This is a genomic window from Yersinia sp. J1 (genome assembly GCF_050586585.1).
Classification (GTDB): domain Bacteria; phylum Pseudomonadota; class Gammaproteobacteria; order Enterobacterales; family Enterobacteriaceae; genus Yersinia; species Yersinia entomophaga.
Genome location: NZ_JBOBDP010000008.1, coordinates 24260 through 42957, shown reverse-complemented (window position 1 = coordinate 42957; position 18698 = coordinate 24260). Strand labels below are relative to the sequence as shown.

Sequence of the window (18698 nt, the reverse complement as noted above, 5' to 3'; positions counted from 1 at the left end):
CCTATTCTCCGCTACGTTTGCAGGGAAGCGTAACGGATTGCCCATCGACTGTTGCCGTTACTTCACGTCCCTTGAGCTGCCGCTGTTGGTTGGGATAGAGATTAAAATCGGTATTGGGCGATAAATTTTGCCAGTGCTGGCGGATATTTCCCCGGTTATACAATGTCACGCCTTCTGCGTCGCAGCGGTGATGCCAGCGTGATTCTGGTTTTTGGGGCAGGTGTCGAATCAGCCCCATATACGCGATTTGCACGCCAATCACTGAGCCAGATTCACCCTGCGTTTTCAGATTCTGCTTAGGTATGACGCTCAATCGATAAACCTGCTCTTTATTCGGTTTTCCGAGCGCTTTTAGCGTAATTTTTCCACTCTGATTGGCTCCCAGCGTTAATTTCATTGGTGCGGCGAATAATAATGGTTGGGCGACCATGCCTAGCGGAGTTAAAGACTCTTGCTCTGGCGGAACACCGGGGTTATTCAGGCGATATAATTCAATGGCTACGTATTGGGTGCTTTCCCCGGTATTGATTACCTCAATGTGAGTCTCCTCAGCCTCTACTTTTACAATGTGCGGGCGTAAATCAATGGCGCTGATCGTTTCGAACGGTAAGGCTATTAATATTGACGATAATAGTAAGGTCAGAATGCTGTCATTCGCAGTCATAGTTAATTGTCTCGCCATCCACCTTTCCTGATAGTTTTCTCACTGGAGTAAGATAAGGAACACCAGGATAGATATTCTTACTGCTTATGATTTCTTTTTTAGCCCCCCTGTCATTTGGTGCCGACGCATCGTTTAGGTCGGTGAATTTGCGGTGAATATTGCCTTTTGCTATGAGTTGGACGTTACCCTTAACGCATATGTAAGGCTCCTCCCCCTTCAACTGTGCCGCTTTTTCCGGTACGTGGTGTATCAATACGCCATAACCCACGCTGATAACCATTGGAGCACTGATATCTTTTGCTGGCTCTGTCGAATGGCTGGCAGCTTTCAGGTTGTGTACCGGTTTGAGATACAGCCGATAAAGCGTTTCCTGCTGAGGGCTCTTGAGCGGGATAATGGAAACCTCGCGTTCCTGATTGGGAGCCAGGGTGACGCGGGTTGGATTAAAAATCATCTCTGGATGTTTAATTTCCCCAATCGGCGTTTTTATTTCTTTAGCCTCGCCGGGGTTCTCCACTTTGACCAAAGAAACCTCCAAGAACAGTGGATTATCACCGCTGTTAAAGACCCGGATCTTCTGTGATTTCTGTATTCCTTCAACAGTCACGCGCGTTGGGTCTGCGATGAGATTAGCAAAGGCCAGATTATTGCTAGCAGATAAAAGCAAGAGTAGGGAGAGTGATAAATATCGAGGCATCGTTATTTCCTTATTCATGAAGCCGGCCATAATTATGAAACCAATGGCTAGTTTGGGTGGCAAAGATAGTAATGGTTACGTTGTTGGCTTAAATCACACAGAAAACTGCCGGTTTCATTTTTCACCTTGATGTATTTCAATACTTTTCCAGAAGAAATAGAGAACAGGCCGTTGGGATGAACCTCATCGCCGGTTTCGACAATGGTGCCGGAGACCGGCTGGTTTTCCTGGGTTCTAAAGAAACCGTTGTATAGCAGAGTGAGTTGAATATCGGCTTTGGCCGAGAAAACCTGCCCCGGATGAGCATGCATTATGTTGACCGGCAGATTAATATGCATATCCATATCACTGCGGCTGGTTTGAATGTCGGCAAAGCTCTGGTGGTTATAAAGCGGCACGGGTATAGCGGTCGTACTGCCGCCGGTGACCGGTTGACCTTGAACTCTAAAGCTATAAGGCGCGCCAATTTCCGGCGTGGTGACCAGCATGGCTCCGCCACCGGAGCCGGCTGGCCCCAAAGCAATCCCCTGAGTATTGGCCGCGAACATACCGCTGTAACGAAGGCCGCCGAACATGGTTTGATTGTTCGCTCCCACATCGATGGACAAATTACCTCGGGAGCCCTGCCGGGATACTGTGCTGCTCATACTATGGTTTTTGCCACTCAGGGTACTATTGAGGCTTAAACCGGAGCCGCCGTCATCATTTTGGCGGTAATGATCATAATCAATACCGTTGGTTAACTGCTTATTGGCATAAATACTGGTCAGGCGAATATTATGTTGCTGGAGCATTAATCTGGCGTTGAAAAACAGGCCGTAGTCATTGGCGCGGTTATTTCGCCACTCTTTCTTGGCGCCTATCGAAAAATTAATACGATACTGAGGTCGTTGCCAGTGCCAATCACTTTGCAGGCGATGCTGAGAGCGATTCGCCGATTGATTAAAATTGTAGCTCAGAGCCGTTGGGCCAAAATGGCGACCATAAGAAAATGCGCTGCTGCTTCCCATTGAGGTATAGCGGGAAACATCCGGTGTTTGATAGCGGGAAATTGACCAGCGTCCCAGCGTTTTATTACCACCGCTCAGCCGTAGGTAGCCACCAAAACCCTGCTCGCCGCTCATCAGGCCTAGCGTCGGAGCGATATCCATACTCCACAGAAACATTGGCCGCGAGATATTGCCGTCTACAGCCCAGTGTTTATCGTTATCCATCAACAAGCTGAGATTAGAATTAAACCACGGAGTGAGAAAGCTGCGCCCCAGCTGTAACAGATAAGCCGTTGGGGGATTTTTTTCTTTAAATTTTGTGGGTTGAGATTGACCGAAAGTGGCAAACCAACCGCTATTACCACCAAAACTGATATTGGCGATCGGCATAGTTTCCCGGCTAATTTCGCGGCCAGAACGATCGATTAAACGAATATCGGCGTTGTAATAGCCTGACGGTAATTGGTTGTAGCTGATTTCATTACGCCCTAACTGAGCGGGGAAGCGGCGGATAAACTGATCGTCACGGTAAATATCGAAATCTCCCGGCTGAGCGGCGTACAAAATCAATGTTCCTGCGGAAGTGGTTTTCTCCGCCATATAACTTTGGCTTCCGAAAGTGACAAACCGATCGAGTCCAGGCGAGATCAGGGTTTGGACTCTGGCCGCACCGTTATCCAGATGATTCTTTCGGCCAGCGCGTAAATACAGCGAAGAGAAATTTTTTTGCAAATACCAGCTTTGCCCGATCCCTTTGTGTGTTTCACCCTGATGCCACATTTGTTGTACATTGGCGGTTTTATTATAAAACCAGCTCAGGTATCCAAAGGATTGAAAGGGAAGGCCGATATAACCCTGACCATTGGCCGATATGGCGCGATAATGATTGTCTGCCACACGTAAATTCAGTGATTGGTTATGAACCATTCCCCAAGTGGTTGAGGGCATCAAATAATCAAGGGATTTATCTCTAATTATTAATAGATTGTTTACTTTATCCAATGTAACCCGATAACCGGATAATAAATAATCGCACCCTGATTTACATTCATTATAGGCAATCTGTGGGAGCAATTTATCTAATACTGAAATGGTTTCATGGCTGATACCGTTATTTAAGAAAATTTCTTTATCGAAAGAAATCTCTTTTGATTGAGATGAGTAATGAAGCGGCGCAGGTAGATGTTTCCCATTCACCAAGCCCAATAAACTTTTCGATGAATCTTCATCTATAGCTGTAAATCCCGGCGGCGGTAAATGTTCGATCAGCACTTTGCTACAAGCATAAAAAGGCATCGTCATAAGATTAAATAAAATAATCCCACTGAATATCCGACTGGCGATTAATACCATTGGATTCCATTCCATTATTCATGGTGATAATTTCCATTTCATTTTTAAATAGCGGAGAAGAAATCTCCGCTATTTAATATTAACACTAGAGACTAATTAACCGTCGGTTAAGCAGCAGATTCCAGCATTAGCGGGATAACGCCGGTATATCTTTCACCTGTTGCAGCATTCTGAGGAACCGTTGCGTTAACGATCAGGTCAAGATCGACATCCTTATTAAATATAGTTGCCTGCCCCACACCTACTTTTAATTCAAAATTATTGAGGTTTACCCTGAGATCTGTAAATCTTTTTTCATCTTGGGCACCCTCGTTAGCTATTAACGTTGGCTCGCTTTCCAGATAAATGCTAACCCCGGTATCGGCTGGGTTTGCACTTCTAAGCTGAACAGTTTGAGTTGATGAATAAACGGGGTTGTTATAGTCGTTTAGATTGCGAGTTAACGTTATGCTACTCAGCTTTGCATTGCGTGAATTAACTAAAGACACGAAATCGGTGATTTCTGCATCTATATCTATATTCTGTTGAGTGTAATCGGCATAGGCAGTGAAACTGGTTAAAGCAGCAAACATTAAGGCGGATAGGGTTAATTTTTTCATTATTAATTCCTTGTATTATAATATAACATTGAATTTCCTTATGCAGAGTTTATAACGGTGTTTTATTGATGATTTAAATGAAAGCCGTTAACTCTGTGCGGGACAAACACTAGCATGATTAATATCTTTTCCTCAAGGCGACATATTGTTTCTTTATCTTATTTTTTATTTTCATTTTTTGGTTTGATTTCGAATTTATTATACATAGATTTTTATTATTTAATTATTTTCAATTAATGACGTGCCGTTACTTTCATTTAAATATATTACTGTTGGCTAATTTGTTTATTTGTCGATAATTGTTTTTATTTTGTCATTTCTTTGTCGCTTCATTGTCATAAAAATATTATTTTTCTGTCACTAATCGATGTCATGTTTGCTTTCGAACAAAAACTGATTTATTTCGCTCACGCGTGACCCTTTATTCATTATACGCGCGGGCCATACTTATTGATTCAGGGGCTAGACATGTTCTATCAGACTCTCCGTAAAACCGCTATTGGCGCTGCGCTCACTTTGGCATTGAGTGCCAATGCGCTCGCAGCGACAGAAATACCTTTTTGGCACTCTATGGAAGGGGAGCTAGGTAAAGAGGTTGATTCTCTAGCCCAGCGTTTTAATCAGGCTCATCCCGACTATAAAATTGTCCCTGTGTATAAAGGTAATTACGAGCAGAATCTTGCCGCGGGGATTGCCGCATACCGTTCGGGTAAGGCGCCAGCAATTTTGCAGGTTTATGAAGTCGGCACCGCTACCATGATGGCCAGTAAAGCGATAAAACCGGTCTTTGAAGTATTTAAAGAGTCCGGTGTGAATTTTGATGAGTCGGTGTTCGTTCCTACGGTCGCGGGTTATTACACTGACGCTAAAACCGGCCACTTATTATCCCAGCCGTTTAACAGCTCAACGCCGGTGCTGTATTACAACAAAGATGCGTTTAAAAAAGCCGGTCTGAACCCGGATCAGCCGCCAAAAACCTGGCAGGAACTGGCGGCAGATACTGAGAAATTACGCGCAGCCGGTATGACCTGCGGTTACGCCAGCGGCTGGCAAGGCTGGATCCAGATTGAAAACTTCAGCGCTTGGCACGGTCAGCCGATCGCCAGCAAAAATAACGGTTTTGACGGCATGGATGCGGTTCTTGAGTTCAACAAATCCCTACAGGTCAAACATATCCAGCTGCTGTCTGATATGAATAAGAAAGGTGATTTCACCTATTTTGGCCGTAAAGATGAATCTACCGCCAAGTTCTATAACGGCGACTGCGCTATGACTACTGCCTCCTCCGGTTCGCTGGCGGATATTCGTCACTACGCAAAATTCAATTACGGTGTGGGCATGATGCCTTACGACGCCGATGCTAAAAATGCGCCGCAGAACGCCATTATCGGCGGAGCCAGTTTGTGGGTCATGAATGGCAAAAATCCAGAAACTTACAAAGGCGTAGCCGAATTCCTGCAATTCCTGGTACAGCCGGAAATTGCCGCAGAATGGCATCAGAAAACCGGCTATCTGCCGATTACCACCGCCGCCTACGAACTGACCAGACAACAGGGCTTCTACGATAAGAATCCGGGGGCAGACGTTGCCACACGCCAAATGTTGAACAAGCCGCCGTTGCCTTATACCAAAGGTCTGCGTCTGGGCAACATGCCGCAAATCCGTACCCTGGTTGATGAGGAACTGGAAAGCGTATGGACAGGTAAGAAGACGCCGCAGGAAGCGTTAGACAACGCGGTAAAACGCGGTGACGTGCTGCTACGCCGCTTCGAACAAGCCAATAAGTAATTTAATTCTTCGGTGATAAACCGGAGAACACCGCCTCGCGGATAGCTGCATAGGGTTATCCGCGAGCGTGGTGTGAAGAGTTCAACATTGCAAAGAGTTAATCGGTTATGAGTACGTCCCGCCCCGGTTTTTCCTGTAGTTGGCTACCTTATTTGTTGGTACTGCCGCAGTTATTGATTACCGCCATTTTCTTCCTGTGGCCCGCGGTAGAAGCGCTGTGGTATTCGGTTCAGTCTCTCGATCCTTTCGGACTTTCCAGTGAGTTTGTCGGGCTAAGCAATTTTAGCCAGCTATTTCAGGACGAATACTATCTGGCCTCTTTCTATACCACTCTGATTTTCAGTGGATTAGTGGCTGGAATCGGTCTGGCCGTTTCGCTGTTTTTTGCCGCTTTGGTGGATTACGTCCTGCGCGGCAGCCGTATTTATCAAACGCTGCTTATTTTGCCTTACGCGGTTGCTCCTGCGGTCGCTGCGGTGCTGTGGATTTTCCTGTTTAGCCCCGGACTTGGGTTGATTACTCACTTTCTTGGGCTGTTGGGCTACAGCTGGAATCATGCCCAAAATAGCGGTCAGGCGATGTTTTTAGTGGTACTGGCCTCAGTTTGGAAGCAAATCAGCTATAACTTTTTGTTTTTCCTTGCGGCATTACAGTCCATTCCTCGTTCACTGGTTGAGGCCGCGGCGATTGATGGCGCAGGGCCGGTTAGGCGCTTCTTTAATATTGTGCTGCCGTTGATTTCCCCTGTGAGTTTTTTCCTGCTGGTGGTCAATCTGGTATATGCCTTTTTCGATACATTCCCCGTTATTGATGCCGCTACCGGCGGTGGCCCAGTGCAGTCCACGACTACATTGATTTATAAAATCTATCGCGAAGGTTTCGCCGGGTTGGATCTCTCCAGCTCCGCCGCTCAATCCGTAGTGTTAATGCTATTGGTGATAGGTTTAACGGTGATTCAGTTCCGCTTTGTTGAGCGTAAGGTGCGTTACCAATGATTGAGAACCGCCGAGGGCTGGATATTTTCTGCCATGTGATGCTGATTATTGGCGTGCTGCTGATTTTATTCCCGCTGTATGTCGCTTTTGTTGCCGCTTCTCTGGATGACCAACAGGTGTTTCAGGTGCCGATAACGCTGGTTCCTGGCTCTCATTTGTGGCAAAACATCAGCAATATCTGGCACGGGGGCGTGGGCAGCAACGGCACTCCCTTTGGGCTGATGCTGTTTAACAGTTTTGTGATGGCATTTGCCATTACCGTTGGGAAAATTACGGTGTCGATTCTCTCCGCCTACGCCATCGTTTATTTCCGTTTCCCGCTGCGCAATCTGTTTTTCTGGCTGATTTTTCTCACCCTAATGTTGCCGGTGGAAGTGCGAATCTTTCCGACTATTCAGGTGATCGCCAACCTGAATATGTTGGACAGTTACACCGGATTAACGCTGCCGCTAATGGCTTCCGCGACGGCCACCTTCCTGTTTCGCCAATTCTTTATGACTTTGCCGGATGAACTGCTGGAAGCGGCGCGCATTGATGGCGCCGGTGCGATGCGATTTTTCTGGGACATCGTATTGCCGCTGTCAAAAACCAATCTGGCGGCGCTGTTCGTTATTACCTTTATCTACGGCTGGAATCAGTACCTGTGGCCGATATTGATTACCAGCGATGCCTCGATGGGCACTGCCGTAGCCGGTATCCGCAGCATGATCTCCAGTTCGGGCGCGCCGACCCAATGGAATCAGGTGATGGCGGCCATGATTCTGACGTTAATTCCACCGGTTGCGGTGGTTCTTCTGATGCAGCGCTGGTTTGTGCGCGGTCTGGTAGACAGTGAGAAGTGATCTGATATGGCATGTTTAAAGCTTCAGGCAGTAAGTAAATCCTATGACGGTGTGACGCCGGTGATCAAAACCATCGATCTAGACGTCGCCGACGGCGAATTTATCGTGATGGTTGGCCCTTCCGGCTGCGGAAAATCCACTTTGCTACGAATGGTTGCCGGGCTGGAAGCGACCACCAGCGGCGATATTTATATTGATAATCGTCGGGTGACTAATCTGGAACCCAAAGATCGCGGTATCGCTATGGTATTCCAAAACTATGCTCTTTATCCCCATATGAGCGTCTACGACAATATGGCTTACGGCCTGAAAATCCGCGGATTTGGCAAAGAGCAAATACGCCAGCGGGTAGACGAAGCGGCGCGAATCCTGGAGTTGGAACCGCTGTTGCAACGCAAACCCCGCGAATTATCCGGCGGACAGCGCCAGCGCGTGGCGATGGGGCGAGCTATCGTGCGGGAACCTGCGGTTTTTCTTTTCGATGAGCCATTGTCGAATCTGGATGCCAAGCTGCGGGTACAAATGCGTCTGGAGCTACAGCAATTGCATCGTCGATTAAAAACCACCAGTTTATATGTCACTCACGATCAGGTAGAGGCTATGACGTTGGCCGAGCGGGTCATTGTGATGAATAAAGGCGTAGCGGAACAAATCGGTACGCCGAGCGAAGTGTATAAGCGGCCGGCCAGCCTGTTTGTCGCCAGTTTTATTGGTTCTCCGGCGATGAATTTGTTAGCGGGCAGCGTTAGCGCCAACGGCGAGCAGTTTTTACTGAACGACGGAACTTGTATCCCGCTTGAGCATGCTAAACCGGAATGGGCGGATCGGCGGTTGACCTTGGGTATCCGACCAGAGCATATTCAACTCAGTACGTTAGAGCAGGGCGGAGTAGCGCTAAACTTGCTAACGCTGGAATTGCTAGGGGCGGATAATCTGGCTCATGGACGCTGGGATGGACAGGGTGTGATTGCTCGTCTTTCCCATGAGAATATGCCAGATGTGGGCAGTACCTTATATGTCACGCTGCCCGCGCAAGCGCTGCATTTTTTTGATACCGAAAGCGGATTACGGATGGAATGATGAATATAAACTGGCCTTATCCTCCCATTGTTGCTCATCGCGGCGGTGGTTCACTGGCTCCAGAGAATACGCTGGCGGCCATTGACGTCGGCGCGCGCCATGGCCACAAAATGATTGAGTTTGACGCCAAACTTTCTCAGGACGGCCAGATATTTTTACTCCATGACGATACGCTGGAGCGCACCAGCAACGGCTGGGGCGTTGCGGGGGATTTGCCCTGGGATAAATTGGTTCAACTCGATGCCGGTAATTGGTTTAGCTCAGCGTTTAAGGATGAGCGGCTGCCTTTGCTGTCTGAAGTGGCGGCGCGCTGCGCTGAGCACGGTATGGCGGCGAATATCGAAATAAAACCCACCACCGGCGTAGAAGCTTACACTGGCCGCATCGTTGCGCTGGCGGCTCGGTTGTTGTGGGAAGGTCAGGCTATTCCTCCGTTGCTTTCCTCTTTTTCTGTTACCGCGCTGGAAGCGGCGCAGGAAGCGGCCCCAGAACTGCCGCGCGGGCTGTTACTGGACGAATGGGATGAAAACTGGTTTGAGCTGACGCGGCGTCTGAACTGCGTATCTTTGCATATTAATCATAAACAGCTGACGGCGGAGCGCGTGGCGCTATTGAAAGCCGCCGGATTGCATATTTTGGTGTATACGGTGAATAAGCCGGAGCGGGCGCGGGTATTGTTAGATTGGGGCGTTGACTGTATCTGCACCGACCGTATAGATTTGATCGCAGTGGATTTTGCCGAACGCTGACCCGTCAGACTCCTGTTGGTATTAGGTCAGCCTCCGTTATCAGGCGGGCTGACCCTAACCCGCGACAGGAATATTATTCATGCCCGCCTTTATCTTTTCCCTCTGGCATCAGATCTTGTTGTCTATGCCGTTATTTGTATTGTTGGTTCTGGGATATGGGCTGGTCAGAATTGGAAAATGGCCGTCAAACATTACCGATGGCCTGACGCGCTTCGTTTTTTCCCTCGCTTTACCAGCCATGCTATTCCGGATGATGAGTAATTTTGCCGATCGGCCTGCGGTAGACGCGCGCCTGCTAATCGCCTTTTTCGGCAGTTGTCTGTTGGTGTTTATTCTTGGGCGAATCATTGGCCGGCGGGTATTCAAGCTGGACGGTGTTTCCGGCTCGGTATTCGCTTTGGGCGGCATATTTTCCAATAACGTGATGCTGGGTTTACCCATAGCCACTTTGATGCTGGGGGAAGAATCTATTCCAGCGGTGGCGTTGGTTTTAGTGTTTAACGGTCTGATTTTATGGACGTTAGTCACGGTGTCGGTGGAATGGGCGCGTAACGGTTCGCTGACGGTGCAAGGCTTTGCCAAGACCGCGCGCAGTGTTTTAACCAACCCGCTGATTATTGGCATTATCTCCGGCACTTTATTCAGTCTGACAGGATGGAAATTGCCGCCGATGATCGATCAGCCGGTCAGTATGTTGGGGCAGGTTGCGCCGCCGCTGTCATTGGTGGTACTGGGTATGGGATTGGCGGAATACCGTGTCAGCGATGGGTGGCGTATCAGCAGTGCGATGTGTTTTCTGAAGCTGATCGTTCAGCCATTGGCGGTGTGGGTTCTAGCATGGGCCATGGGCTTACCACCGCTGGAAACTCAGGTGGTGGTATTGCTTGGCTCGATGGCGACCGGAGTCAACGTGTATCTGATGTCGCGACAATTTAACGCATTGACCGGCCCGGCCGCTGCCAGTTTAGTGATGTCTACCGCGTTGGCTGCAATAACTACGCCGCTGATTTTAACACTAATGGGCGTGAGAATCTGAGCGTTATTGGGCAGGTTTTACCGGCTGAATACTCGGTACCGTTGGCGTCGTTCGCTTGAAAGGATCGGCGGGGGGAGCAATCGGAGCCACCGGTGTTGGCTGTAACAAACGGCGCTGATCCTGCGAATATTGATGTTGCTGCTGCAAGCGGCGCTGTTCTTGCTGTTGATTTATCAAAGTTCGCTGCTGTTGGTGCAGTTCACTTTGTTGATTTAATACGCGCTGTTGCTGCTCCAAAGGCGTTGGCGTCAGGCTGTTTTGTGCCAATACTACGGTGGGCAGAAGTAGAGCGCCCAGCAGAAAATGTATTTGTCTCATCTTAAATTCCTTATTTCTGGTTGCCAGAATCTGCGAAAGACAATCAATCGAACAATAATTATGCATACGTCAACCATGTTGGTGCAAAATTCAGCTCTCGCTTCCGATACAATTGGTTTTTATTTCTTCGATGAGCTTAACCTATCGTGTTGTTATTGGTTATTACCACTATCTTGTGGGCATTTTCTTTCAGCTTAATCGGCGAATATCTGGCGGGTCAGGTCGATAGCTGGTTCTCCGTGCTGATGCGCGTTGGTTTAGCCGCCGTGGTTTTCCTGCCGTTTATTCGCTGGAAGAATATTCAGGGCAGAGTGATTGCGCTGTATATGGCCGTTGGCGCTATTCAGTTAGGTATTATGTACCTGTTCAGCTTCCGTGCTTATTTGTATCTCAGCGTGCCGGAGTTCCTGCTGTTTACCGTGATGACGCCGCTGTATGTCACTCTGATTTATGATCTTCTCCGCGGTCAGCGGCTACGCTGGGGTTATGCACTCAGTGCTTTATTAGCGGTAGTTGGTGCGGCTATCATTCGTTATGACCATCTGAGCGAGCATTTCTGGCTGGGATTGGCTTTAGTTCAGGCGGCGAATGTTTGTTTTGCTATTGGACAGGTTGGCTACAAACGCCTGATGGAAGTGCATCCGATTCCGCAGCACACCGCTTTTTCCTGGTTTTATCTGGGAGCCTTGTTGGTCGCAGTCGTCGCTTGGTTCGCCTTTGGTAACGCAAATAAACTCCCAACCACCGAGTTGCAGTGGGGCGTTTTGATTTGGCTGGGCGTTGGAGCTTCCGCACTGGGTTATTTTATGTGGAACTACGGTGCCACGCAGGTTGATGCGGGCACCCTCGGCATTATGAATAATGTCCATGTTCCTGCTGGCCTATTGGTCAACTTGGCTATCTGGCAGGAAAAACCGCATTGGCCGAGCTTTATTATTGGTGGGACGGTGATAATGGCCTCTCTGTGGGTACACCGGCGTTGGGTCGCTCCGCATTCTTTACAAAAGGTAGATGAGCGCAAGCGTGCTGACGCGCCGAACGAATAAATGCTTCCGTTACCGGCTGGCGCTGCTCTCCGTCACGGACAGCGGCGTACAGTCGGCTCCATAGACCTTCCCCCAGTGTTTTCGTTACGACTAAACCCTGACGTTCAAAACTCTCCACCACCCAATGCGGCAAAGCGGCAATACCCATACGTGCGGACACCATTTGGATCAATAACAAGGTGTTATCGACATTTTTTAGCGCGGGGCTAACGCCTGCTGGGTGTAGGAAATGACGCCAAATATCCAGGCGTTGGCGCTGAACCGGATAAATCATCAGAGTTTCATCGGTTAAATCTTCTGGTTCAATGCGTGCTTTCGCTGCCAGCGGATGATCCGGCGACAGCACCAGACGGACTTCAAAATCAAACATTGGCGAGTAATGCAAACCGCTGCGGGGCAGAATGTCAGACGTCAGTACCAGATCAAGTTCACCTTGTTGTAGCGCGGGCTGCGGATCAAAAGTGACCCCTGATTTGAAATCCATCGCGACCTGCGGCCAGTTCTGGTGAAAATTGTCCAAAGCTGGAGTTAGCCACTGAATACAACTATGGCATTCAATAGCGATCCGCAGGGCCGTTTGATGGGGTTCTTTGCAGGTTTGCAGTGCCTGTTTGATTTGCGGCAAGACTTGCTCGGCCAACTGCAAGAGAATTTCTCCCTGAGTAGTGAAACGCAGAGGCTGGCTTTTACGTACAAACAAACGGAACCCCAGACGCTGCTCCAAATCACTGAACTGATGTGACAGGGCAGATTGGGTTTGATGAAGTTGTGTAGCTGCCGCAGCCAGCGATCCGGTATTACGCAGGGCTTGCAGTGTGCGTAAGTGTTTCAGTTCGATCATGAGAGTCCTTCACAGTGACAGTGAAAAAATTGCGCTTGTGGTTAATACAGTACCTGCTGATTATGGATGTGTAAACATCTGGATGGCTAAATGGAGAGTATGACGATGGCAATTTTAAATCACACACTGGGTTTTCCACGCGTTGGTCTGAAACGTGAACTAAAAAAAGCACAAGAAAGTTACTGGGCAGGCAACATCACGCAGGAAGAATTGCTCAATGTGGGGCGCGAATTGCGGGCTCGTCATTGGCAGCAACAGCAGCAAGCCGGCGTGGATCTGGTTCCGGTGGGCGATTTCGCCTGGTACGACCATGTGTTAACCACGAGTTTGTTGCTGGGTAACGTTCCGGCACGCCACCAGAATGCTGATGGGAGTATCGATCTGGATACATTATTCCGCATTGGTCGTGGTCGTGCGCCAACCGGTAAACCGGCAGCGGCGGCAGAAATGACCAAATGGTTCAATACCAACTACCACTACATGGTGCCCGAGTTCCAGCAAGGGCAGGAATTCAAGCTTGGTTGGACGCAATTGCTGGATGAAGTCGACGAAGCGCTGGCGCTCGGACACAAAATCAAGCCGGTACTGCTTGGCCCGATAACCTATCTGTGGCTGGGTAAAGTCAAAGGTGAGCAATTTGACCGTTTAACCTTACTGAAAGATATCTTACCGGTGTATCAGCAAGTTTTGGCCGAGCTGGCTAAACGTGGCATCGAGTGGGTACAAATCGACGAGCCGGCGCTGGTACTGGAGCTGCCTAAAGAATGGCGGGATGCTTACCAACCGGCTTACCAGTCGCTACAAGGGCAGGTTAAACTATTACTAACCACCTATTTCGATAGCATCGGCCACAATCTGGATACTATTCGCGCTCTGCCGGTTCAGGGGCTGCATGTAGACGTAGTGGCTGGTAAAGACGATATCGCTACGCTGAATGAGAAACTACCCAAAGATTGGCTGCTGTCGCTCGGTGTGATTAATGGTCGTAATGTGTGGCGTGCCGATCTGAGCACATGGTTCGAACGTTTGCAGCCGTTGGTCGGCAGTCGTCAACTATGGCTGGGGACTTCTTGTTCGTTATTACATAGCCCAATCGATCTCAGTGAAGAAACCCGTTTGGATGCAGAAGTGAAAAACTGGTTTGCTTTTGCGCTGCAAAAATGTGCAGAATTGTCTCTGTTAACCAAAGCGCTGAATGCGCCAGACGAAGAAAAACTAGTAAAATTAGCGAATTACAGCGCTCCAATTCGCGCTCGTCAGTCTTCTCGTCGGGTTCATAATCCACACGTGGAACAACGTCTGGCGGCTATAACGCCGAAAGACAGCGAGCGCCAAAACCCGTACCCACAGCGTGCCGAAGCGCAGCGTAAACGCTTTAATTTACCGGCCTGGCCGACCACCACCATAGGGTCTTTCCCGCAAACCACTGAAATTCGTGGCTTGCGTCTGGACTTCAAACAAGGTCGCCTGGATGGCAAAAATTATCGCACCGGTATCAGCGAGCATATCAAACAGGCGATTGCCGAGCAGGAGCGGCTGGGGCTGGATGTGTTGGTTCACGGTGAAGCTGAACGCAACGACATGGTTGAATACTTTGGTGAACATTTGGATGGTTTCGTCTTTACGCAAAACGGTTGGGTACAGAGCTACGGTTCCCGCTGTGTAAAACCACCGGTCATTATCGGTGATATCAGCCGCCCAGAAGCGATTACCGTTGAATGGGCCCAATATGCGCAATCCCTGACTGACAAGCCGGTGAAAGGCATGTTAACCGGGCCGGTCACTATCCTATGCTGGTCATTCCCGCGGGAGGATGTGAGCCGTGAAACCATCGCCAAGCAAATTGCGTTGGCGCTGCGTGATGAAGTGGAAGATTTGGAAAAAGCCGGTATCGGTATTATCCAGATTGATGAACCCGCGCTGCGTGAAGGTTTACCCCTGCGTCGGGCTGAATGGCAGGCCTATCTGGACTGGGCAGTGGATGCATTCAAGCTGAATGCCGCCGTGGCGCAGGATGATACTCAAATCCATACCCATATGTGTTACTGCGAGTTCAACGACATCATGGATTCTATCGCTGCGTTGGATGCGGATGTGATTACCATCGAAACCTCCCGCTCAGATATGGAACTGCTTGAGTCATTTGAAGACTTTGACTATCCAAATGAGATTGGACCCGGCGTTTATGATATTCACTCGCCGAACGTGCCTAGCGTGGAATGGATTGAAGCCTTGCTACGTAAAGCGGCCCAGCGAATCCCGGCTGAACGCCTGTGGGTTAACCCGGATTGTGGCCTGAAAACTCGTGGTTGGCCAGAAACCCGTCAGTCACTGGCCAACATGGTCTTGGCGGCCCAGCGGCTGCGTGAAGAGCAAGCCTGATTATTTATCACTGAATCAAAGGCGCAGTGGCGGCCTTGCTGTTGATGGCAAGCCTATGCAGTTACCCCGAAGCTGGTGGGGCGACTGCACCGAGAGGGGGGCCGACGGCTCACGCTGTTCCGACCCATTCGGCACATGTCTCCGCTTCTCAACTTTGTTAGCGCCCTTTTTTATAGCTGATAGGTACTGACGGTGAAACCGCTATTGGAGAATAGAAGTATCAAATTGATGCGTGCAGAATTTTGTGCGACTGATAGATAAAAACCTCCCCCTATCTTGCTGCTGGGGGAGGTTTATGCCGAAGTGGGAATGTTGGTGAAAGATATGGATTGAAACGTTTAAGAGGCATCATCGACCGGTTTATGGGCATTGACGCCGTGGCGAGCAAACCAGTCCAACATTCGCTGCCAGGCATCCTGAGCGGCTTCCGCATTGTAGTTAGGCCGATAATCGGCGTTAAAGGCGTGGCCCGCTTCCGGGTAAACAATAATTTCAGCGTCGGCATTGGCGGCACGTAGTGCATGACGCATGGTTTCTATCTGATCTTGTGAAATTCCTGAATCCTGCCCGCCGTACAGGCCCAGTACTGGAGCGGAAAGGTTGATCGCAATATCAACGGGATGTTTCGGGCTATTAAGGCTTTTATCCCCAATAAGTTTCCCATACCAGGCTACTGCCGTTTTCAACTGAGGATTATGCGCCGCATAAAGCCAGGCGATACGCCCTCCCCAGCAAAAACCGGTTATCGCTAACTTACTGATATCCCCACCGTGGCGGGAGGCCCAGTTAACCGTATGATCCAAATCCACTAATACTTGTCGGTCGGGGATCTTATTGACCAACTGGCTGACTAACTGCCTCATATCATTGTATTCGCTGGCATCACCTTGGCGGAAATACAGCTCGGGAGCGATGGCCAAATAGCCCTGTTTCGCTAAGCGGCGGCAAATATCCCGAATGTGTTCATGCACGCCGAAGATTTCATGCACTACAATCACCACCGGGCAAGGGCCATTATGTTGTGCCGGTTTAGCGAGATAAGCTGGCAGCAAATCACCCTGCGACGGGATTGTAGTATCACCGGCCTGAATGCCTTTTTTATCGGTATGAATAACGGAGGAGGCCAACGGATTAACGGCCGGCGTGAACTTTCCGGCTGTTTGCCTGAGAGTAATGAGTGGGTCAGTCTTCATAATGGTCTCCCTGAAGTTAGCGAATGAGTTTTCCGGATTTAACTATAGGTAATATTTGCAATTAATGGCGGAAAGGCGATGTCGTAACGGATTAAATGTGTGCTCGAACGGTGAAAAGGTGAGCTGACACACACTCTGTTTTCGGCCGTTGAGTGAATCTGGATGCTGTTACTCTTATTTAGGGCTTTTAAAGCACAAAAAATAACCTGAACGGTGTTATTTTGTGATTTTTGTCACACTTTATTTGTTCTTATACATTCTATTTCTTCTATCAAAGTGACTGCTATCACGAAATAATTCGGTGATATTGAGTAAAGTAGTTCTTTGTTCCTCCCTACAATATTTCTCATGAAAGAGGAGTCTCACATGTCTAAATCCGATGTTTTCCACCTTGGCCTCACGAAGGACGATCTGAAAGGGGCTACTTTGGCCATCGTTCCGGGTGATCCACAACGTGTTGAGAAAATTGCAAAATTAATGGATAACCCAGTACATCTGGCTTCTCATCGTGAATTTACCTCATGGCGTGCAGAATTGGACGGTAAGGCAGTTATCGTTTGTTCAACCGGTATCGGCGGCCCGTCAACCTCTATCGCCGTGGAAGAATTGGCTCAGTTGGGCGTACGTACCTTCCTGCGCATCGGCACTACCGGTGCTATTCAGCCTAACATCAACGTCGGTGACGTTCTGGTAACCACAGGCGCAGTGCGTTTGGACGGTGCCAGTCTGCATTTCGCACCGATGGAGTTCCCTGCGGTTGCTGATTTCGCTTGTACTACCGCCTTGGTTGAAGCGGCTAAATCCATTGGCGCGACCACGCATATTGGTGTCACCGCCTCGTCCGATACTTTCTATCCGGGTCAGGAACGTTACGATACTTTCTCTGGTCGCGTAGTGAGCCGTTTCCGTGGCTCGATGGAAGAATGGCAGGCTATGGGCGTGATGAACTATGAGATGGAATCCGCTACGCTGTTGACTATGTGCGCCAGCCAAGGCCTGCGCGCCGGTATGGTTGCCGGTGTTATCGTAAACCGTACCCAGCAAGAAATTCCTAACGCAGAGACTATGCAAAAAACCGAAAGTCATGCGGTAAAAATCGTGGTTGAAGCAGCTCGTCGCTTGTTGTAATCGCGTGTCGGGCTGCCTCTGGTGGCCCGTTCTTTCCTTCCACTGATAATCTGGTAAGGTTTTACCTCTTATAATGGACGATATAATAAGAGGATATTATGACTACCCCTTTTACACAGCATCCCTCACTGGTTCCGCTTGATGGCGGTATTAACTTCCGTGATTTTGGCGGTTACCTGGCAGCCGATGGCCGCAGAGTTAAGCGAGGATTACTGTTTCGCTCCGGTTCATTAGATCGGTTGAGTGAAAAAGACCGTACTTTTCTGCATAAGCGTGCCGTTGGCCATATACTGGATTACCGTGATGCCGATGAAGTTCAGGCTAAACCCGATATCCTTTGGCAAGGAGCCACATACCATCATTTCCCCGCGAACCCTCTCAGTACCGACGTCAACGCCAATCTGGATAAGCTCAGTAACGAAACGCTAGCCGAGTTTGATGCTCGTTCATTTATGCTGGAGCTTTATCGCCGCTTGCCTTTTAACAACTCGGCTTACCGACAGTTAGTTCATTTATTGCGTAATTCTGAAGGTACTGGCGTAGTGCAGCACTGTGCCGTAGGAAAAGACCGCACTGGCGTTGGTTCCGGGTTGGTATTGTTTGCGCTGGGAGCCGATGAAGCAACGGTTCTGGAGGATTACTTGCTAACTGAAACGACGCTCGCGCCGTTCCGCGAATTAATGTTGAGCGAACTGGCTAAAAAGCTTCACGATAATGCGTTGAATCAGTTCGCTTACGTGCTTTCAGCCAGAGAAGAATTCCTTCATACCGCATTAACCAGCATTAATGACCGCTATGGTAATCGTGATAACTGGTTACTGCAGGAGTTCGGTCTGGGTCGTGCTGAAAGAGAGCAACTTCAGTCGTATTATCTTGAGTAACTCTTAAATATAAAACTCATTTTTTGTGATTAATATCATATTGTTGGCGGCGGTACCGTCGTCAGCTTTTTGCTTCTTTCGTATATCTTCAATTTTCCGATCGCCACTTAGCGGCGT

At 49.0% G+C, this 18698-nt stretch carries 17 protein-coding genes; 10 read left to right on the top strand and 7 right to left on the bottom strand.

The genetic code is table 11. The features are described from left to right. Position 1: 1 nt before the first annotated feature. The 4 genes from ACQ4OC_RS12745 to ACQ4OC_RS12730 all read right to left on the bottom strand — a co-directional run bounded on the left by ACQ4OC_RS12745 (position 2) and on the right by ACQ4OC_RS12730 (position 4302). Complete coding sequence (locus ACQ4OC_RS12745) at positions 2-682, bottom strand: hypothetical protein (RefSeq protein ID WP_240442700.1); 681 nt, start codon at positions 680-682, stop codon at positions 2-4. Then, positions 651-1361 (bottom strand): fimbria/pilus periplasmic chaperone, encoded by a 711-nt coding sequence (locus tag ACQ4OC_RS12740; RefSeq protein WP_064514329.1) that lies wholly within the window; start codon positions 1359-1361, stop codon positions 651-653. Before ACQ4OC_RS12740 ends, ACQ4OC_RS12745 begins: the two co-directional genes overlap by 32 nt. A 47-nt stretch (positions 1362-1408) precedes the next feature. Then, on the bottom strand, positions 1409-3703 hold the full coding sequence (locus tag ACQ4OC_RS12735) for a TcfC E-set like domain-containing protein (RefSeq protein ID WP_235601014.1): 2295 nt from the start codon (positions 3701-3703) through the stop codon (positions 1409-1411). A gap of 107 nt (positions 3704-3810) precedes the next feature. Further along, complete coding sequence (locus tag ACQ4OC_RS12730) at positions 3811-4302, bottom strand: CS1 type fimbrial major subunit (RefSeq protein WP_430971220.1); 492 nt, start codon at positions 4300-4302, stop codon at positions 3811-3813. Between the two features lie 468 nt (positions 4303-4770). On the opposite strand from ACQ4OC_RS12730, the gene ugpB reads away from it, so the two are divergent. From ugpB to ACQ4OC_RS12700, 6 genes are all read left to right on the top strand, one after another. Continuing rightward, complete coding sequence (gene ugpB / locus ACQ4OC_RS12725) at positions 4771-6090, top strand: sn-glycerol-3-phosphate ABC transporter substrate-binding protein UgpB (RefSeq protein WP_430971219.1); 1320 nt, start codon at positions 4771-4773, stop codon at positions 6088-6090. A 107-nt stretch (positions 6091-6197) separates the two neighbouring features. Further along, positions 6198-7085 (top strand): sn-glycerol-3-phosphate ABC transporter permease UgpA, encoded by an 888-nt coding sequence (ugpA, locus tag ACQ4OC_RS12720; RefSeq protein WP_064514321.1) that lies wholly within the window; start codon positions 6198-6200, stop codon positions 7083-7085. Continuing rightward, on the top strand, positions 7082-7927 hold the full coding sequence (gene ugpE / locus ACQ4OC_RS12715; protein ID WP_064514319.1) for a sn-glycerol-3-phosphate ABC transporter permease UgpE: 846 nt from the start codon (positions 7082-7084) through the stop codon (positions 7925-7927). The genes ugpA and ugpE overlap by 4 nt, the downstream gene beginning before the upstream one ends. A gap of 6 nt (positions 7928-7933) precedes the next feature. Continuing rightward, positions 7934-9007, top strand: a complete 1074-nt coding sequence (locus ACQ4OC_RS12710) for a sn-glycerol-3-phosphate import ATP-binding protein UgpC (protein WP_064514318.1) — start codon at positions 7934-7936, stop codon at positions 9005-9007. After that, positions 9007-9756 carry a glycerophosphodiester phosphodiesterase gene (ugpQ, locus tag ACQ4OC_RS12705; RefSeq protein WP_430971229.1) on the top strand — a complete coding sequence of 250 codons (750 nt, stop codon included), beginning with the start codon at positions 9007-9009 and terminating at the stop codon, positions 9754-9756. Before ACQ4OC_RS12710 ends, ugpQ begins: the two co-directional genes overlap by 1 nt. Positions 9757-9835: 79 nt before the next feature. Then, positions 9836-10792, top strand: coding sequence for an AEC family transporter (locus ACQ4OC_RS12700; RefSeq protein WP_430971218.1), 957 nt, complete (start codon positions 9836-9838; stop codon positions 10790-10792). A 3-nt stretch (positions 10793-10795) separates the two neighbouring features. Here ACQ4OC_RS12700 and ACQ4OC_RS12695 read toward each other — a convergent pair whose 3' ends face one another. Continuing rightward, entirely contained in the window at positions 10796-11110 is a 315-nt protein-coding gene (locus ACQ4OC_RS12695) for a hypothetical protein (protein WP_430971217.1), read from the bottom strand. 146 nt (positions 11111-11256) lie between these two features. On the opposite strand from ACQ4OC_RS12695, the gene ACQ4OC_RS12690 reads away from it, so the two are divergent. After that, entirely contained in the window at positions 11257-12156 is a 900-nt protein-coding gene (locus ACQ4OC_RS12690) for a carboxylate/amino acid/amine transporter (protein WP_064514310.1), read from the top strand. Here ACQ4OC_RS12690 and metR read toward each other — a convergent pair. Continuing rightward, positions 12044-12997 (bottom strand): HTH-type transcriptional regulator MetR, encoded by a 954-nt coding sequence (gene metR / locus ACQ4OC_RS12685; RefSeq protein WP_430971216.1) that lies wholly within the window; start codon positions 12995-12997, stop codon positions 12044-12046. The genes ACQ4OC_RS12690 and metR overlap by 113 nt on opposite strands. Positions 12998-13102: 105 nt before the next feature. Between metR and metE the strand changes: the two genes are divergently transcribed. After that, the gene (gene metE / locus ACQ4OC_RS12680) at positions 13103-15379 is read left to right on the top strand and encodes a 5-methyltetrahydropteroyltriglutamate--homocysteine S-methyltransferase (protein WP_120806492.1); all 2277 of its coding nucleotides are present in this window, start codon (positions 13103-13105) and stop codon (positions 15377-15379) included. 338 nt (positions 15380-15717) lie between these two features. Here the strand turns inward: metE and ACQ4OC_RS12675 are convergent, their stop codons facing one another. Continuing rightward, complete coding sequence (locus ACQ4OC_RS12675; protein ID WP_430971215.1) at positions 15718-16572, bottom strand: dienelactone hydrolase family protein; 855 nt, start codon at positions 16570-16572, stop codon at positions 15718-15720. A gap of 366 nt (positions 16573-16938) precedes the next feature. Between ACQ4OC_RS12675 and udp the strand changes: the two genes are divergently transcribed. Further along, positions 16939-17700 (top strand): uridine phosphorylase, encoded by a 762-nt coding sequence (gene udp, locus ACQ4OC_RS12670; protein ID WP_049600980.1) that lies wholly within the window; start codon positions 16939-16941, stop codon positions 17698-17700. A gap of 98 nt (positions 17701-17798) precedes the next feature. Next, complete coding sequence (locus ACQ4OC_RS12665; RefSeq protein WP_064514302.1) at positions 17799-18581, top strand: tyrosine-protein phosphatase; 783 nt, start codon at positions 17799-17801, stop codon at positions 18579-18581. Positions 18582-18698 lie beyond the last annotated feature (117 nt).

Excerpts from the sequence above, each read along its gene's own strand:
- ACQ4OC_RS12745 (WP_240442700.1), bottom strand. The coding sequence starts at position 682 with ATGGCGAGACAATTAACTATGACTGCGAATGACAGCATTCTGACCTTA.
- ACQ4OC_RS12740 (WP_064514329.1), bottom strand. The coding sequence starts at position 1,361 with ATGCCTCGATATTTATCACTCTCCCTACTCTTGCTTTTATCTGCTAGC.
- ACQ4OC_RS12735 (WP_235601014.1), bottom strand. The coding sequence starts at position 3,703 with ATGGTATTAATCGCCAGTCGGATATTCAGTGGGATTATTTTATTTAAT.
- ACQ4OC_RS12730 (WP_430971220.1), bottom strand. The coding sequence starts at position 4,302 with ATGAAAAAATTAACCCTATCCGCCTTAATGTTTGCTGCTTTAACCAGT.
- ugpB (WP_430971219.1), top strand. The coding sequence starts at position 4,771 with ATGTTCTATCAGACTCTCCGTAAAACCGCTATTGGCGCTGCGCTCACT.
- ugpA (WP_064514321.1), top strand. The coding sequence starts at position 6,198 with ATGAGTACGTCCCGCCCCGGTTTTTCCTGTAGTTGGCTACCTTATTTG.
- ugpE (WP_064514319.1), top strand. The coding sequence starts at position 7,082 with ATGATTGAGAACCGCCGAGGGCTGGATATTTTCTGCCATGTGATGCTG.
- ACQ4OC_RS12710 (WP_064514318.1), top strand. The coding sequence starts at position 7,934 with ATGGCATGTTTAAAGCTTCAGGCAGTAAGTAAATCCTATGACGGTGTG.
- ugpQ (WP_430971229.1), top strand. The coding sequence starts at position 9,007 with ATGAATATAAACTGGCCTTATCCTCCCATTGTTGCTCATCGCGGCGGT.
- ACQ4OC_RS12700 (WP_430971218.1), top strand. The coding sequence starts at position 9,836 with ATGCCCGCCTTTATCTTTTCCCTCTGGCATCAGATCTTGTTGTCTATG.
- ACQ4OC_RS12695 (WP_430971217.1), bottom strand. The coding sequence starts at position 11,110 with ATGAGACAAATACATTTTCTGCTGGGCGCTCTACTTCTGCCCACCGTA.
- metR (WP_430971216.1), bottom strand. The coding sequence starts at position 12,997 with ATGATCGAACTGAAACACTTACGCACACTGCAAGCCCTGCGTAATACC.
- metE (WP_120806492.1), top strand. The coding sequence starts at position 13,103 with ATGGCAATTTTAAATCACACACTGGGTTTTCCACGCGTTGGTCTGAAA.
- ACQ4OC_RS12675 (WP_430971215.1), bottom strand. The coding sequence starts at position 16,572 with ATGAAGACTGACCCACTCATTACTCTCAGGCAAACAGCCGGAAAGTTC.
- udp (WP_049600980.1), top strand. The coding sequence starts at position 16,939 with ATGTCTAAATCCGATGTTTTCCACCTTGGCCTCACGAAGGACGATCTG.
- ACQ4OC_RS12665 (WP_064514302.1), top strand. The coding sequence starts at position 17,799 with ATGACTACCCCTTTTACACAGCATCCCTCACTGGTTCCGCTTGATGGC.